General features: G+C 28.7%; 16 protein-coding genes. 10 read left to right on the top strand and 6 right to left on the bottom strand.

Annotation, left to right across the window (positions count from 1 at the left end):
- The first annotated feature begins 111 nt into the window (after window positions 1–111).
- From NSA23_RS14750 to NSA23_RS14710, 9 genes are all read left to right on the top strand, one after another.
- Window positions 112–1,068, top strand: coding sequence for an NAD-dependent epimerase/dehydratase family protein (locus NSA23_RS14750; RefSeq protein ID WP_257490699.1), 957 nt, complete (start codon window positions 112–114; stop codon window positions 1,066–1,068).
- A gap of 34 nt (window positions 1,069–1,102) precedes the next feature.
- Entirely contained in the window at window positions 1,103–2,503 is a 1,401-nt protein-coding gene (locus tag NSA23_RS14745) for a sugar transferase (protein WP_257490698.1), read from the top strand.
- Window positions 2,504–2,534: 31 nt separating this feature from the next.
- Window positions 2,535–3,797 (top strand): glycosyltransferase family 4 protein, encoded by a 1,263-nt coding sequence (locus NSA23_RS14740; protein ID WP_257490697.1) that lies wholly within the window; start codon window positions 2,535–2,537, stop codon window positions 3,795–3,797.
- Window positions 3,784–4,836 (top strand): nucleoside-diphosphate sugar epimerase/dehydratase, encoded by a 1,053-nt coding sequence (locus tag NSA23_RS14735; RefSeq protein ID WP_257490696.1) that lies wholly within the window; start codon window positions 3,784–3,786, stop codon window positions 4,834–4,836. Before NSA23_RS14740 ends, NSA23_RS14735 begins: the two co-directional genes overlap by 14 nt.
- A 25-nt stretch (window positions 4,837–4,861) precedes the next feature.
- Window positions 4,862–5,971: a capsular polysaccharide biosynthesis protein CapF gene (locus NSA23_RS14730; protein WP_257490695.1), complete on the top strand. Its 1,110-nt coding sequence runs from the start codon at window positions 4,862–4,864 to the stop codon at window positions 5,969–5,971.
- Window positions 5,972–5,975: 4 nt separating this feature from the next.
- Window positions 5,976–7,100 (top strand): non-hydrolyzing UDP-N-acetylglucosamine 2-epimerase, encoded by a 1,125-nt coding sequence (gene wecB / locus NSA23_RS14725; protein WP_257490694.1) that lies wholly within the window; start codon window positions 5,976–5,978, stop codon window positions 7,098–7,100.
- Window positions 7,101–7,110: 10 nt separating this feature from the next.
- Complete coding sequence (locus NSA23_RS14720; protein WP_257490693.1) at window positions 7,111–8,316, top strand: glycosyltransferase; 1,206 nt, start codon at window positions 7,111–7,113, stop codon at window positions 8,314–8,316.
- Between the two features lie 26 nt (window positions 8,317–8,342).
- Entirely contained in the window at window positions 8,343–9,620 is a 1,278-nt protein-coding gene (locus NSA23_RS14715) for a hypothetical protein (protein ID WP_257490692.1), read from the top strand.
- A 102-nt stretch (window positions 9,621–9,722) separates the two neighbouring features.
- Window positions 9,723–10,901 carry a glycosyltransferase family 4 protein gene (locus tag NSA23_RS14710; RefSeq protein WP_257490691.1) on the top strand — a complete coding sequence of 393 codons (1,179 nt, stop codon included), beginning with the start codon at window positions 9,723–9,725 and terminating at the stop codon, window positions 10,899–10,901.
- Between the two features lie 131 nt (window positions 10,902–11,032).
- Here the strand turns inward: NSA23_RS14710 and NSA23_RS14705 are convergent, their stop codons facing one another.
- From NSA23_RS14705 to NSA23_RS14680, 6 genes are all read right to left on the bottom strand, one after another.
- The gene (locus tag NSA23_RS14705) at window positions 11,033–11,875 is read right to left on the bottom strand and encodes a class II fructose-bisphosphate aldolase (RefSeq protein ID WP_257490690.1); all 843 of its coding nucleotides are present in this window, start codon (window positions 11,873–11,875) and stop codon (window positions 11,033–11,035) included.
- Window positions 11,876–11,888: 13 nt separating this feature from the next.
- Window positions 11,889–12,938, bottom strand: coding sequence for a zinc-binding dehydrogenase (locus NSA23_RS14700; protein WP_257490689.1), 1,050 nt, complete (start codon window positions 12,936–12,938; stop codon window positions 11,889–11,891).
- Window positions 12,939–13,050: 112 nt separating this feature from the next.
- Window positions 13,051–13,899: a PTS system mannose/fructose/sorbose family transporter subunit IID gene (locus NSA23_RS14695; protein WP_257490688.1), complete on the bottom strand. Its 849-nt coding sequence runs from the start codon at window positions 13,897–13,899 to the stop codon at window positions 13,051–13,053.
- Window position 13,900: 1 nt separating this feature from the next.
- Complete coding sequence (locus NSA23_RS14690) at window positions 13,901–14,641, bottom strand: PTS mannose/fructose/sorbose/N-acetylgalactosamine transporter subunit IIC (protein ID WP_257490687.1); 741 nt, start codon at window positions 14,639–14,641, stop codon at window positions 13,901–13,903.
- Window positions 14,642–14,657: 16 nt separating this feature from the next.
- Window positions 14,658–15,143 (bottom strand): PTS sugar transporter subunit IIB, encoded by a 486-nt coding sequence (locus NSA23_RS14685; RefSeq protein WP_257490686.1) that lies wholly within the window; start codon window positions 15,141–15,143, stop codon window positions 14,658–14,660.
- Window positions 15,144–15,182: 39 nt separating this feature from the next.
- Complete coding sequence (locus NSA23_RS14680) at window positions 15,183–15,587, bottom strand: PTS sugar transporter subunit IIA (protein ID WP_257490685.1); 405 nt, start codon at window positions 15,585–15,587, stop codon at window positions 15,183–15,185.
- 278 nt (window positions 15,588–15,865) lie between these two features.
- Here NSA23_RS14680 and NSA23_RS14675 point away from each other — a divergent pair, with 278 nt between their 5' ends.
- On the top strand, window positions 15,866–16,189 hold the full coding sequence (locus NSA23_RS14675) for a helix-turn-helix domain-containing protein (RefSeq protein WP_257490684.1): 324 nt from the start codon (window positions 15,866–15,868) through the stop codon (window positions 16,187–16,189).
- The last annotated feature ends 309 nt before the right edge of the window (window positions 16,190–16,498 follow it).

The raw sequence follows: 16,498 nt of genomic DNA, 5'->3' as shown, positions 1-16,498 counted from the left end.
TAGCAATAGTGAAAATGTTTTAGGAAATCATTCAACACATTTTAATATATAGATAAATTAAAATATTTTTGAAACTACAAAAATTACGATGTAAGATGGGGGAAAGCTATAATGAACACAATATTAGTTACAGGTGGGGCAGGATTTATTGCTTCACATATAGTTGATAAATTAATAAAAAATGGGGATAAAGTTGTAATAGTTGATAATTTATCAACAGGAAAACTAGAAAACTTAAATAAAGAAGCTATATTTTATAATGTAGATATTTTAGATAATAAATTAAAAGAAGTATTTGAAATTGAAAGGCCTGATTATGTCATACATCATGCTGCACAGATAGATGTTCAAAAATCTATAAGATTACCAATAGATGATGCTAGAATAAATGTTTCAGGAACAATAAATATTCTTGAATGCTGTAGAAAGTATAATGTAAAGAAGATAATATATGCTTCATCTGCTGCTGTATATGGAGAGCCTAAATATTTAGGAATTGATGAAGAACATACTGTAGCTCCTATATCATATTATGGTATATCAAAGCATACTCCAGAACATTATATAAAAGTTTATAGTGAATTATATGATATTAAATACACAATACTTAGATATTCAAATGCTTATGGTATAAGACAGGATCCTAAAGGCGAAGGTGGAGTTATTTCAATATTTGTAGATAAATTATTAGAAGAAGATAATCCAGTTATATTTGGTACAGGAGAGCAGACAAGGGATTTTATATATGTTAATGATATAGTAGATGCTAATATATTGGCTATTTCTAAAGGTGATAATCATATAATAAATATAGGGACTGGAGTTGCAATTAGTATCAATGAATTATTCAATAGTATGAAAGAAATATTTGAATCTAAAGTTAAACCAGTCTATAAAGAAGCAAGAAAAGGAGATATTTTACATAGTTATTTCAATATATCAAAAGCAGAAAAGATATTAGGTTGGAAGCCCAGATATCCATTGGAAGATGGTTTAAGAGAAACTATTTATTTCTATAAAGAAATTTTTCAACATAGGAGTTTTGCTGCTTCTACAAAAGAAGAATGAAAATATTCGCATAGTCTATAGGGGAGGTGATTATGTGGAAAAGCCTAAATATAATAAAGAAATAAATATGTTTAAGTATTTAGATATAATTGCCTATGTATTTTTGATTAATTTAAGTTTATATTTGATTCTAAGAATGAAAGGTAGTTCTGATATTTTCACAAAAAAAGATAGTATACACTTATGGATGTCAACTATTACAACATTGCTTGAAATTATATTTTTTCATATTTATGGTTTGTTCTCATTGTCTGAGAAATCATTTAAAGATTCCATATATTCTTTAGCATTATCTATTATACTGATAAATACTTTAACTTGGTTTATAACATTATTTGATAGGAATTTTATTTATGCTAGAAATATATTCTTGATTTTAGCTATATATCAATATTTTATATTAAGTATTTGGATAATTTTTAGCTGGAAAGTTCAAGAAAAACTGAGTCCTATTAAAAACCTTATGATTATAGGTGGAAAAGATGAAGTTGAAAATATAATAGAAAAATTAACAAAAGAAAAAAATAATAATATTAACATAAAATACATATGCAATAATATTGAGGTCTTGGAAGATTATATTGATGAGGTAGATGAAATAGTAGTTTGTTCAAATACATTAGATGAACATAAGGAGTTTATCATAAATCAGTCTATTAGTTATAATAAAGAAGTTTATATAGTTCCCAAAATATATGATATAGCGATGACGAATTCAAGGTTAAAAGAATTTGATGATATGCCTGTATTGAAAATAGATTCTTTGAGTATACCTTTTGGCAAGAGAATAGTAAAAAGATTATGTGATATTATTATATCATCTATTTTTATCATTGTACTTTCACCTATTATGCTAATAGTATCTATAATTATAAAGAACTATGATAAAGGGCCGATACTATATAAGCAAGAAAGAGTAACTAATGGGAATAGAGAATTCAAAGTATATAAGTTTAGAACTATGGTTGTAGATGCTGAAAAAATGACAGGACCAGTGCTAGCTACAGATAAAGATCCCAGAATTACGCCAGTAGGGCGAGTTCTAAGATCTACGAGACTAGATGAGCTACCACAGCTTTTTAATGTATTAAAAGGTGATATGAGTATAGTAGGACCTAGACCAGAAAGAGCTTATTTTATAAAAGAATTTACAAAGGAAATGCCTGAATTTAAATATAGAACAGCTGTAAAAGCAGGAATCACAGGTTTAGCACAAGTACTAGGTAAATATACTACTACTCCAGAGGACAAGCTAAGGTACGATCTAATGTATATAAAAAATTATTCATTATTTCTTGATTTTAAAATACTAGTTCAAACATTAAAGGTAATATTTATAAAAGAGAGTTCTCAAGGTGTAGTTAAAGATAAGGAAAAAGTATTTAGGAAGTTAGATATTGAAGGACTTGAGAATAGTGGAATTATGAAGTTTTGATAAAAATAGATTATGGAAATAGGTGTAAGTTATGAGAAAAGATGTACTTATATTGTGTCAATATTTTTATCCCGAATATATTTCATCAGCAACTCTACCTACTGAATTAGCTGAAGATTTAGTAAAAAAAGGGCTTTCAGTTGATGTCTTATGTGGTTATCCTAAAGAGTTTTACAACGATAAAAAGATAGCAAAGAATGAGGTATATAAAGGTATTAATATTCGTAGGGTTAAATATACTGCACTTGATAACAAAACTAAATTTGGCAGGATTATTAATTTTTTTTCGTTTTTTATGTCTGTATTATTCAAACTACATAGTATAACTAAATATAAATGTATTATAGTATATTCAAATCCTCCAATATTACCTTTGATACCATATTTTGCATCACGTATTTCTAAAACGAAATTTATATTTGTAGCTTTTGATGTTTATCCAGATAGTGCGCTAATACTAGGTGCTATTAAAAAAGGTAGTATAATTGAAAAAATAATGAGCTATATAAATAAAAGAGTATATAACAATGCATCTAAAGTAGTGGCTCTTGGCACCGAAATGAAACGATATATGCTTGAAAATAACATTACTAATAGATCAGATATTATTGAGGTCATTCCTAATTGGTATAATGGAGAAAAGTTAATAAAACAGAATATTATTTTTAATAAAGAGTTCAAGAGATTAAGAGAAACTTTTCCATTTATTGTTTTATACAGTGGGAATATGGGTTTAGCTCAGGATATGAAGACAATATTAAGATGTATGGATAAATTTAAAAATAATGATAATGTTTTATTTGTATTTACTGGGAATGGAAATAAAGTAGAACATGTTAAAAACTATATAAAAGATAATAAAATTAAGAATGCAAAAGTATACGGTTTTTTATTGGGAGAGGACTATTCTGATGTATTAAAGATGGCTGATGCATGTTTAGTTAGTTTAGAGAGGGGTATTGAAGGAATTGGTGTTCCTAGTAAGACTTATGGATATTTAGCAGCAGGTAAACCTGTTTTAGCTATAATGTCAGATGATACAGATATTGCAAGAAAATTGAATGAATATAATGCTGGAGGAAATGTGATTCAAGATGATATAGAAGGACTTGAAGAGTTAATCTTAAAATTTATCAATGACAAAGAACTATTAGATATATGTAGTAAGAATGCCAAAAGATTGTTTAACGATTTGTATGAGAGACAAATTTGTACAGAAATGTATTATAAAATGATATTAGAAGTATTAAGAAATAAAAAAGAATTTGGAGATGAAGTCTATGTTCAAAGATAAAACATTATTAATAACAGGTGGTACAGGTTCCTTTGGCAATGCTGTACTAAAAAGGTTTTTAAATACAGACATAAAAGAAATTCGCATATTTTCTCGTGATGAGAAGAAACAGGATGATATGAGAAAGCTATATAGGAATGATAAGATTAAATTTTATATAGGTGATGTTAGAGATATAGCTAGTGTTAAGAATGCTATGCATAATGTAGATTATATTTTTCATGCAGCAGCATTAAAACAAGTTCCATCATGTGAATTCTTTCCAATTGAAGCTGTAAAGACAAATATATTGGGGACTGATAATGTACTTTCAGCTGCTATAGAATGTGGAGTTAAAAAGGTTATTTGTCTATCTACAGATAAAGCAGCCTATCCTATAAATGCAATGGGAATTTCAAAGGCTATGATGGAGAAGGTGTTTGTTGCCAAATCAAAAACAGTATCACCAGATAGAACTGTTATATGTGGTACTAGATATGGGAATGTGATGGCATCTCGTGGTTCAGTCATTCCATTATTTATTGAGCAGATAAAAAGTGGACAACCTCTAACAGTTACTAATCCTAATATGACAAGATTCTTAATGAGTCTTGAAGAAGCAGTAGAACTTGTAGTATTTGCATTTAAGAATGCTCAAGCAGGAGATATTATGGTTCAAAAATCCCCGGCATCTACTATAGGGGATTTAGCTCAAGCAATTAAGGAATTATTCAATGCAGACAATGAAATAAAAATAATAGGAACTCGCCATGGGGAAAAATTATATGAAACCCTTCTTACAAAAGAAGAATATTTAGTAGCAGAAGATATGGGTGGATTTTTCAGAGTGCCAGCTGATAAGAGAGATCTTAATTATGATAAATATTTTTTTGAAGGTAAAAAAGAACTGGCAACACAAGAAGAATACAATTCTCACAATACTGAGATTCTTAATGTTGAGCAGATAAAAGAAAAGCTACTTCAACTTGATTACATTAAAAAAGAATTACATTACTTTAATTTAGATGAAGTTGCTGCTACAAGAGATTCGGATATATAAAAGTTATGAAAGGCAGGTATATACAATGAAAATACTTGTTACAGGAGCAAGAGGTTTTGTAGGAAAAAACCTTATAGCTGAATTGAAGAATAGAGGATATGAAGATATTTTTGAGTACAATAGAGATACAGATAAATCACTTTTAGATAAATATGCTCAGGAATGTGAATTTGTATTTCATCTTGCAGGAGTAAATCGTCCTAAACATGAAATAGAATTTATGGAAGGAAATTTTGGATTTACTTCTGAGCTATTAGAATTACTAAAAAAGCACAATAATAAAGCACCTGTTTTAATGACATCTTCTATACAGGCAACCAAAGATAATCTTTATGGTAAAAGTAAAAAAGCAGGTGAAGATCTACTATTTAATTACAGTGAAGATACAGGGGTTAAAGTATATGTATATAGATTACCAAATCTATTTGGCAAGTGGTGTAGACCTAACTATAATTCTGTTATAGCTACATTTTGCCATAATATTGCAAGGGATGTAGACATTCAAATAAATGATCCTGAAGTTAAACTTACTTTAGCATATATAGATGATGTAGTTCATGAATTGATTAATGCATTGGAAGGTAATGCTACATTAGAAGGAAAATATTGTACTGTACCTGTAAAACATGAGGTGAAACTAGGTGAAATTGCTGAATTGATTCAAAGCTTTAAAGAAAGTAGGAAGAAATTAAGCATTCCAGATATAGACAATCCATTTACTAAGAAACTTTATAGTACATATTTAAGCTATTTACCAGAAGATAAATTTTCTTATTCATTAAAAATGAATATAGATAATAGAGGCTCATTTACAGAATTTATAAGAACACCTGAAAGAGGACAAGTTTCAGTAAATGTATCAAAACCAGGAATTACAAAAGGAAATCACTGGCATCATACAAAGAATGAAAAGTTTTTAGTAGTTAGCGGAGAAGGATTGATTAGATTTAGGGATGTAAACTCAGATGAGATAATTGAATATAGAGTTAGTGGAGAAAAATTAGAAGTAGTAGATATACCAACAGGGTATACACATTCAATAGTTAACGTAGGAAATACAGATATGGTAACTATAATGTGGGCAAATGAATGTTTTGACCCAGAAAATCCTGATACATATTATTTGGAGGTTTAATACAATGGAAAAAATGAAAGTAATGGCTATAGTAGGTACAAGGCCTGAGATAATAAGATTATCAGAGGTAATAAAAGCTTGTGATAAATATTTTAACCATATATTAGTTCATACAGGACAGAATTGGGACTATACATTGAATCAAGTGTTTTTTGATGAATTAGAATTAAGAGAGCCAGATCATTATTTAGATGCAGCTGGAGACAATCTTGGAGAAACTATGGGAAATATAATAGCTGAATCTTATGAAATACTAAAGAAAGAAGAGCCAGATGCACTTTTGATTTTAGGAGATACAAACTCAGCTCTTTCTGCAATTTCAGCAAAGAGGCTTAAAATACCTATATTCCATATGGAAGCAGGAAATAGATGTTTTGATCAAAATGTACCAGAAGAAATAAATAGAAAGATAGTAGACCATATATCAGACATCAACCTACCATATACAGAACATAGTAGAAGATATCTATTATCAGAAGGCATAAGAAAAGAGCATATATTTGTAACTGGCTCACCTATGACAGAGGTGCTAAATAAAAATATAGATAAAATAGAGAATAGCAAGGTATTAGAAGAATTAGATCTTGAAAAAGGAAAATATATATTAGTTTCAGCTCATAGGGAAGAAAATATAGATAATGAGAAGAATTTCTTTTCGCTAATGAATGCTTTAAATAACATTGCTGAAACATATCAACTACCAATTATATACTCTACTCATCCAAGAAGTTGGAAGAAGATAGAGGAGAGAGGATTTAAGTTTCATCCATTGATAAGACAATTAAAACCCTTTGGTTTCTTCGATTATAACAAGTTACAATTAAATTCTTTCTGCGTGTTATCAGACAGTGGAACATTATCTGAAGAATCAGCAATACTAGGATTTCCAGGAGTACTTATAAGAACCTCTACAGAAAGACCAGAAGTATTAGATAAAGGCACAATTGTAATAGGCGGAATTACAGAAAAGGATATAGTACAAGCAGTAGAACTAAGTAGAGTAATGTGGGAAAACAAAGAAGAAACGGTACTAGCACCAGATTATGAAGATAAAAATGTATCGGTAAAAGTAGTGAAGATAATACAAAGCTATGGAAAAATAGTTGATAATATAATATGGAGGAAATGAGGAAATAATAATGAAGGTATTACAAATAAATTCTGTATGTGGGGTTGGTAGTACTGGAAGAATAGTTATAGATGTAGACAAAATTTTGAAAGATCAGGGACACGAAAGCTACGTAGCATATGGACGAAATTTTCTAAAAAGTTATAATTCATCTATTAGAATTGGAAATAGATTTGATAACTATTCACATGTGTTTAGAACGAGGTTATTTGATAAACATGGTTTTGGGTCAAAGCAAGCTACGAGGGAATTTATTAATAGAATTGATGATATAAATCCTGATATTATTCATTTACATAATATTCATGGATATTATATAAATATTGAATTATTATTCAAATACTTACAAGCAGCAAATAAACCAGTTATTTGGACGTTACATGATTGTTGGGCTTTCACTGGACATTGTACTCATTTTGATTACATAGGTTGTAAAAAATGGAAGGATATTTGCTATGAATGTCCACAAAAGACAAGTTATCCTTCTAGTATATTGATGGACAATTCAAAAGAAAACTTTATAAAGAAAAAAGAACTTTTTACTGGAATAGAAAATATGACCATTGTTACTCCTTCAAAATGGCTAGCAAGAATAGTTAAAGGGTCATTTCTAGGGAAATATCCTGTTAATGTAATACACAATGGTATAGACTTAAATGTCTTTAAACCAATAAAGAATAATTTTAGAGAAAAATACAAATTAACTAATAAATTCATTATATTAGGTGTAGCAAATATTTGGGAAGAAAAGAAAGGTTTTAATTATTTCTTAGATTTATCAAGGGAGATTAAAAAAAATGAGTCTATAGTTATGGTAGGACTTACCAAAAAACAAAAAGCTAAATTACCAAAAAATATTATAGGAGTGCCTAGAACAAATAGCACCAAGGAGTTAGCAGAAATTTATTCGGAAGCAGATGTCCTTATAAATCCAACGTTAGAAGATAACTTTCCAACAACAAATTTAGAGGCATTAGCGTGTGGTACGCCTGTAATTACATTTGATACAGGTGGAAGTTCAGAAACGATAAGTGAAGATACTGGGTTTATTGTTGCAAAGGAAGATTTAAAGGAATTGATGAAAAAAATACAAATAGTAAAAGAACGGGGAAAACTTAAATATTTGAAACCTTGTGTTAAGCGAGCTAATAATTTATATAATAAAGAAGAGAAATTTATTGAATATATAAATTTATATAATAGAAAATATCTTTAATACTAAATATAATAAAGAGGGAAATTATGAAAATTAAACTTAGAAATATTTTTAAATTATTAATTGTTCTGATAGTTTTTGTGTATATTTATTTTTTTAATATAACACCATTTACAAATAAAATTGATGCAATGTTTACATTAATATTATCAGTAATATTGTTATATAAAAGTAGAAATGATGTACCATTATTTATAATGATGTTTTTTATATTTTACTGCAATTATAGTGTAGTAATGGGTGAATATATAATAAAGGGAAGTTTAAGTGTTCCATTTACACAAGTAAAAAATAATTATATTTATGGTATTAATATTAGAATAATATTATTATTTATGAGTATTATTACCATATTCTATAATGGAAGATCATCAGGTTTAAATAAGGAGAAAATAGTTCCTAAAGATAATTTTTTTATTTTTTATGGAATAATATTTTTATTATTAATGATTCTATTATTTGGAGTAGATCGTAGTGAGTTGCAATCTTATACTGTTAGGATTTCTCCAATATATGAGTATTCAAAATTATTGTTTTTATTTGCGTATTATTTTTCAGGGAAATCAGGTATCCGCAAAGGTATATTTAGTTTATTAATCTGTCTATTTATATTGCAGGATGCTTACTATGGTGGTAGGGCAACTTCAATGCAATTAATTATATTATTTGCAATTACGATATTGTTAGAAAAAATATCTGTTAAAAAAGTTTTATTTTGCAGTATTTTAGGATTAATTGTGAATGACTTAGTTGTAATATATAGAAGAAGTTACATGTTAAGTGGATTTGGATTGTTAACCTTAATAGAAAATCTTATAAATAGTTACTTTGTTTCTGATACAGCAGTATATGCATATTATGCTTCAGCTACTCATGTTGCAGCTTCTAAAGTGGCTAGCTTAGGTGTTAAAATAGAATCATTTCTAGCATTTATACAATCAATTTTTATTGGTTCTAAAGATATTAATTCAAATGTAACGTTATTTGTTTCAAAGAATTATTATTTTAATATGGGTGGAGGATTAATACCTACACATTTTTATTTTTGGTTTGGATGGGTAGGAGTTATAGCGATTGCTTTTACTTTAGTTTATATAATTAATAAATTGAACCATAGAAAAAGTGAATATCAAAAGCTATTATATGCAGCGTTGATATTTAACGTACCTAGATGGTATTTATATTCACCTAATGTTTTATTTAGAGGCACAATACTTTTTACTACATTAATGTATTTTGTGTTTAAGATAGCTATTAAACCCCCTAACCAATTGGGACAATCGCACACTAATTTAGTAAAATAAAAATTAAGTGGATAAATATGAAAAACTATAATAATATCTTAATTATATTTCTAGTTTGACAATGTAAGATACTAATTGTAACAATTTAATGGTGGTGAATATATGAAAATAGTACATTTATGTCTTTGTGGACCATACAATGATGATTGGGGATATCAGGAAAATATTATACCAAAGTATAATAAAAAAGATGGATATGATGTTGCAGTTATAACTTCTGTATTTATAAACAGTACAAAAGATGAAGGATATGAACAAGTTAGTCCAGGAGAATATTTTTTAGAAGATGGTATAAAAGTAATAAGAATTCCATTTGAAAATTTTTTTATAACTAAAATTGCTGAAAAGTTAAGAGTATATGAAAATTTATACGAGAAATTAAAACAAGAAAAACCTGATTTAATTTTTATACATGGTATTCAATTTTTATCTATTTGTGATGTAATTAGATATAAAAGGGTTTATCCAGAAGTCAAGATTTTTGCAGATAATCATGCTGATTATGTAAATAGTGCAAGAAACTTTATTTCAAAATATATTTTACACAAAGTTATTTGGAAATCGGGTATAAAAAGCTTAGTACCTGAATGTGAAAAAATATTTGGTGTTACTCCAAATAGATGTGATTTTTTAATAGAAATGTATAATATTCCCAAACAAAAGGTAGAACTGTTAGTAATGGGAGCAGATAGTGAAAGAATTGATTTTGATAATAAAGATAAAATTAGAAAGACAATAAGAAAAGATTTATGCTTAGAAGATGATGATTTTGTATTGATAACTGGTGGTAAGATTGATGAGGGAAAAAATATCCATAGATTAATAGAGGCTATTAATGAAATAGCAGATAATAAATTGAAGTTGATTGTATTTGGAATACCTTCTGAGGATATGAGAGATATAATTGATAATCTATCTATATCACCACATATAAGAAATATTGGCTGGATCAGTTCTAATGATGTTTATAATTATTTTCTTGCTTCTGATTTAGCAGTTTTCCCAGGGACCCATTCTGTACTATGGGAACAAGCAGTTGGCACTGGGTTGCCATGTATTTTTAAAAAATGGGAAGGAATGAGTCATGTAGATGTAGGTGGGAATTGTAAATTTATTGGTGAAGGTAATGTAAAAGAAATAAAGACAGTTATTAATGGAATTTACAACGATACAGAGAAATATTGTAAAATGAAGGAAATTGCATTGAAAAAAGGAGTATCATATTTTTCATATAGAAAAATATCTAGACGTGCCATAGGTAATAAAAGTATAGAGAGCTAAAAAAGATTATATGATTTTTGTGGTAGTGTAAATAAATTTGTGCTTGAGTGAAAATAAAAGCTCTTTTCTGGTAAGAATCAAGATAATAACAAAATCAGAAAAGAGCTTTTTAATGAATACTAAAACAAATACTAAATCATATTTTCAGAACCCAATGTTTTAATATAAGTTTCTAATTCTTGTATGACACTTTCTCTAATATTGTTAGTTACTGAAACTAAATCTGAATTGAAGTTTTTCATATCATTTCTTAATGAACCTTCCATTACATTAACAAGATCAGTATATATATTTACTTTGCATATGCCACGTTTTACACATTCTGCAATAATTTCATGTCCAGTTCCTGATGCACCATGAAGTACTAAAGGAATATCCACACTTTCATTAATTTCTGATAATAAATCTAAACGAATATTTGGTTTTCCTTTATATTGTCCATGGACTGTACCTATAGAAACTGCTAATGCATCTACATTAGTTTCTTTCACAAAGTTTTTTGCCATTTTAGGATCTGTTAGTTTAGAATCATCATTAATATCATCTGCTGTACCAACATATCCAAGTTCAGCTTCAACACTAACTCCTGCTGGTTTGGCTATTTCTACAACTTTTTTTGTAATAGCAACATTTTCTTCAAAGGGCAAAGATGAACCATCAAACATTACTGAATTAAAACCAGCATCTATAGCTTTTGAACAAATTTCAAAGGATTGTCCATGGTCAAGATGTAATGTTACAGGAATATTATATTCTTCAACTAAACTTTCAATTATTTTCACTAAATGTTTTAAATTTTTAGCTTCAGAATTTGCAATATATTCTTCTCCATATCCTAAGATAATTGGAGCCTTTAATCGTCTAGCTGCTTCAAGATACATAGCTGCCATAGTAATATTTAAAAAGTCTGGCTGAGCAATTGCATAACCACCTTTTTTAGCGTTTTTAAGTATTTCCGTCATTGGCTGTAACAAATGTAATACCTCCCTATAGTTCTTCTTCTGTTCCACTAGCTGCAGATAGATCAATAACTGCTTTTATACCTGTTTGTTTTGTACCTAGTTCTAAAGCCTTTGAAACATTATCTAAGCTGTATCTATGAGTTATAAAAAGATCAGAACCTATTTTTCTAGAACTTAAAAGAGTCAATGCCAAATAAAAATCTTCAGGTAAGGAACCTACTGATCCAAGAAGTTTAACCTCATCATAATGAATTCCATTAGGATCTACTGGTAACTCTTGATTTTTCGAGAAACCTCCAAAGAGTAATATTTCTCCACCAAGACAAATCATTTCTAGTGCCTGTTGTGCTGCTTCTATTGATGGAACAGCAACTATTATATGGCTAGGTCCTTCTCCATTGGTGATTTCTTTTACTTTAGAAACTATATCTTTTTTTTGAGCATTTATTACATAGTCTGCTAATTTTTTGGCTCTTTCTAATCTATGGCTTGTCATTCCTGACAATATAACTTCTTTTGCTCCAAAAGCTTTTACGACCTGAGTGTGTAATAATCCCATTGGACCATCACCAATAATTAGCACCTTGCTATTTGGAGAAATTGATAATTGTTTTGCAGCATGAATGCAACATGCTAGAGGTTCAGACAAGACAGCTTGTTTCCAGCTAGTATCATCATCCAGTTTAAAAGTAGCTCTTTCTGCTAAGTCTCTAGGGATACGCATTTTTTCAACAAATCCGCCTGGTTCTATTTTACGTTCAAAGATTTCTGGACATATGGTTCCTTTGCCTTCTAGGCAACGTGGACATACACCACAAGGAATGTAATGAGCTACAGCTACTCTATCTCCTTTTTTCCATTTGTAAGAACGGCTTTCAATAACTGTTCCTACTACTTCATGGCCTAAAACTGCAGGTGGTTTAGTATATGGTGTTCCTCTTACAAAAGTTTTTATATCTGAACCACAAACTCCACACAGTTCAACTTTTATTTTTATATCACCTTCTTCTAAAACAGGTTCTTCAATTTCGTCAACATTTACTCTTCCTGGCCCATAAAATACAGAAGCACGCATAATATATTTCCTCCTCCTTGGATAAAATTTATAGTGTAACAAATATATTTCTTGTATAGAAAGATATTTATTTAAATATCTTATATATTCTTATTTTTTATTATTTTTGAGTTTATGGAATAGCTAATATTTTTAAAAATGAAGCACTAATTCCAATTACAAATACAAACATTATAACTGTAGTTGGAGACCATTTTCGTTTACTTATCAAATTGTAAACTAAAACAAATAGTAAAAGAGGGATTATGTTTGGGGCTATTGAGTCTAAAATATCTGCTTGAACATCTATTTTTACGTCTCCTAAAGTCATTACAAGTTCTGTTTTGGCATTTACTAATGTTGCAACTAGCCCTCCTATAACTGTTGATGCTAATACTATTGCACCTTGAGTTATATTTTCAATTCCCTTTTCACCAGCTTTTTCTAGAATATTTAGTCCTTCTCTATATCCAAATTTCACACCAAAGTGGATTACTAGAATCCAAAGACCTACTCTAATAATCTGATGTAATATAGGTGCTAAAATATGTCCGTTAGATCCTATGGCAGCGGCTAAACCTCCTACTAATGGGACGAATGTACCCCAAAACAAAGCATCTCCTATACCTGAACCAGGGCCCATAAGACCTACCTTAACACTGTTTATTGCTTCATCAGTTAACGGTTCTCCATTAGCTTTTTTCTCTTCCATTGAAGCAGCTGCTCCTACAATAAAAGACGAAGCCAATACATTACTATTAAAAAACTGTAAATGTCTTTTTATACCTTGAATTAAGTCTTCAGTATTTTTATATAGTTCCTTAAGAATAGGAAGTATGGCATAGGTAAATGAAAAGGATTGCATACGTTCAAAATTAACCGAGTTTTCAAATAACATTACTCTCCAAGCAGTTTTAGTTAAAGTTTTATCACTAATTTTCTTTTCTTGTTTAATTTCATCTTTTACTTTGTTATTACTCAATTTAAATTACCTCCCTTTTTGAATCTTTAGAAATATATAAATAAGCAAAAACTGAAGCTAAAACAGCAAGAGCAATAATATCTAAATTTAAATAACTAACTAAAATAAACCCTACAGCAAATAATGCCCAAACTCCTTTAGAATCTCCTATTACATCTATAAGCATAGCAAATCCTACAGCAGGTAAAATACCACCTACAATAGAGAAACCATCTACTAACCAGTTAGGTAAAGCTTCAAACAACTTTTTTACAGCGGGAGAACCAAAGTAAAGTGCTAGGAAAGTAGGGATGAAACCTTTTAAAAACCATAATAGTCCTCCCATAAGATATGTTGTCTCTATTTGTTTAACTTTTCCTTCTTCAGCATAGACATCTGCTTTATGAAGAAGAAAAAGATTGCCTGGATAAACAATGCTCATCATTAAAAATTGTCCTAAAAATGCAACAGGCAAAGCTAATGCTACTGCTGCTTCAACTCCAACACCAGAAGAGATTCCTAAAGCTACTCCTACAATACTTGCTAAATTATAATCTGGAGCTAATGCAGCACCAACTGTGAAAGTCCCCAAAAACATTGATTCTATTACTGCACTCATGATTATACCTGATTTGATATCTCCAAGTATCAATCCTACTATTGGACCACACACAACTGGGCGGGCGAATCCCAAATAGTCCATGAAGTAATTTCCTGATATACCAGCCCAAGAAGAGATTAGTATCATTTGAAAAATAGACATTCATTACCCTCCTTTTTCAAAAAACTTTTTCTATTAATGGAATAAGTTGTTCTTTATGATCTGTTGGAATAAGTTGAATATTGAGTTTTATTCCTTTATTATATAGTTGTTTAAACTTCTCTGCTTCATTATAATTTACAGAAACAGATCTAGTAACTTTTTTACGTCCATCTTTAAATTGCATACCGCCAATTATGACTTCTTCTATTTTGATTCCTAGTTCTGAAAGTTTATATAAAGCTTCAGGTCCTTTTGTTAATACTAAGGTGTTATTTTTTGACTGATTTTTATCTGTGATTGCATTATAGCTATCATTAATGCATAATATGTTGACTTTAATATTTTTTGGAGCAACCATATTTATAATTTGACGCTGTATGGGATCGTTAGTTACTTGATCATCAGCAATGATTATTCTTTTTAATTTATAATATCTTGACCAGCCAGTAATTACTTGTCCATGTATAAGTCGATCATCAATTCGGTAAAAAATATTATCCATATTTTCATCACCTCAATTTAATTTATAAAAAACAATAACTTAGTTTGACTCTATAGGTTCTAAAACTTTAATGCTATTAGTTCCAGCTTCTTTTGCTAATTTTAATAATTTAGATAATTTTTTATTTTCTTTTCTTTGGAATAGAACTTCCAAAACCATTCCTAAATTTACACCAGTAATACAGCAAATATCTTGTGAACTTGAAATAATTTTCCATGCACTGTTTGCTGGTGTTCCTCCAAATAAATCTGCCATTACCAGTACCCCTTGTCCAGTATTAACTTCATCTACAGCTGTTTTTAAATTTTGCATAAATTCTTCTGGACCTAAATCTTGTGTTAAATCTAATGTTTTAACATTTTCCACATCTTTGGTAAATAGTTTAATGGTACTCATAATGTTTGTTGCTAATTTACCATGTGATATTATAACTATCCCTACCATTTAATCACCCCCTTTTCATGTTATTACTAGTATTAGCTATAGTTTTTAATACCTTGTATAGATAAACTTATAAAATATCCATTTTAAGTTACTTTATTAAACATTTTAAGATTTAAAATATTTGTCTAAAATTGTTTATGTTACATACAATATATTCTAAATTAGAATAAATGTCAAGATGTTAATTCTATTTTGGAAATTTAATTGTTATATTTTCCTGTGGATTATAGAATAGAAATAGAATTAATATTCTATAATAGAATGTTAGGAGAATAAAAATGAATATTGGTAAAAAGATTAAAGAATTAAGAAAAGAACATAATATGACTGCTAATCAACTAGCAGATCTATGTAATGTGTCTCAATCTGTAATAAGCAAATTAGAAAATGGTCAACGTGTGGCAGATGTACCAACCTTGAAAAAAATATGCGAGGTATTTAATATAACTTTATCAGATTTTTTTGCATCAGAAGATGGTTTTGAATTAGTAGATAATGATTTACGACAGCTTTTAAATAGAGCAAGAAAACTAAATTCTAAACAAATTAAAAGTTTAACTGATTTTCTTAAAACTATTACTGATGTTCATAGTGATGAATAGAAATAATATAATAGATAGCTACTTTTATTTAGTTTAAATATAACTATTAAAGCTAATCTATATTTTTAATCCATAATTTTTTAAAATAATATCTTTAAATCATAATAAATTGAGTTATTGTAAATGAAATCTAAATATAGAAATTTTTTGATTGAACGAATTCAAAGTTATAGAATTAATATAAGGGGCTGTTTCAAAATAAAAAGCCCATAAAAGTAAAACAGGCCGAAGAGCGGTAGCTCTTCGACCTGTTTTTTAGTATAATTTATCTGCAATGAAATCACATACTAAAATTAATTATAAAGCAAA

Source organism: Anaerosalibacter massiliensis, assembly GCF_024623155.1.
Lineage (GTDB): Bacteria > Bacillota > Clostridia > Tissierellales > Sporanaerobacteraceae > Anaerosalibacter > Anaerosalibacter massiliensis.
This window is presented reverse-complemented; position numbering and strand designations above follow the sequence as displayed.

Coding starts and splice junctions, on each gene's coding strand:
- NSA23_RS14750 (WP_257490699.1), top strand. CDS start 112: ATGAACACAATATTAGTTACAGGTGGGGCAGGATTTATTGCTTCACAT.
- NSA23_RS14710 (WP_257490691.1), top strand. CDS start 9,723: ATGAAAATAGTACATTTATGTCTTTGTGGACCATACAATGATGATTGG.
- NSA23_RS14720 (WP_257490693.1), top strand. CDS start 7,111: ATGAAGGTATTACAAATAAATTCTGTATGTGGGGTTGGTAGTACTGGA.
- NSA23_RS14685 (WP_257490686.1), bottom strand. CDS start 15,143: ATGGATAATATTTTTTACCGAATTGATGATCGACTTATACATGGACAA.
- NSA23_RS14675 (WP_257490684.1), top strand. CDS start 15,866: ATGAATATTGGTAAAAAGATTAAAGAATTAAGAAAAGAACATAATATG.
- NSA23_RS14735 (WP_257490696.1), top strand. CDS start 3,784: ATGTTCAAAGATAAAACATTATTAATAACAGGTGGTACAGGTTCCTTT.
- NSA23_RS14715 (WP_257490692.1), top strand. CDS start 8,343: ATGAAAATTAAACTTAGAAATATTTTTAAATTATTAATTGTTCTGATA.
- NSA23_RS14690 (WP_257490687.1), bottom strand. CDS start 14,641: ATGTCTATTTTTCAAATGATACTAATCTCTTCTTGGGCTGGTATATCA.
- NSA23_RS14740 (WP_257490697.1), top strand. CDS start 2,535: ATGAGAAAAGATGTACTTATATTGTGTCAATATTTTTATCCCGAATAT.
- NSA23_RS14680 (WP_257490685.1), bottom strand. CDS start 15,587: ATGGTAGGGATAGTTATAATATCACATGGTAAATTAGCAACAAACATT.
- NSA23_RS14700 (WP_257490689.1), bottom strand. CDS start 12,938: ATGCGTGCTTCTGTATTTTATGGGCCAGGAAGAGTAAATGTTGACGAA.
- NSA23_RS14730 (WP_257490695.1), top strand. CDS start 4,862: ATGAAAATACTTGTTACAGGAGCAAGAGGTTTTGTAGGAAAAAACCTT.
- wecB (WP_257490694.1), top strand. CDS start 5,976: ATGGAAAAAATGAAAGTAATGGCTATAGTAGGTACAAGGCCTGAGATA.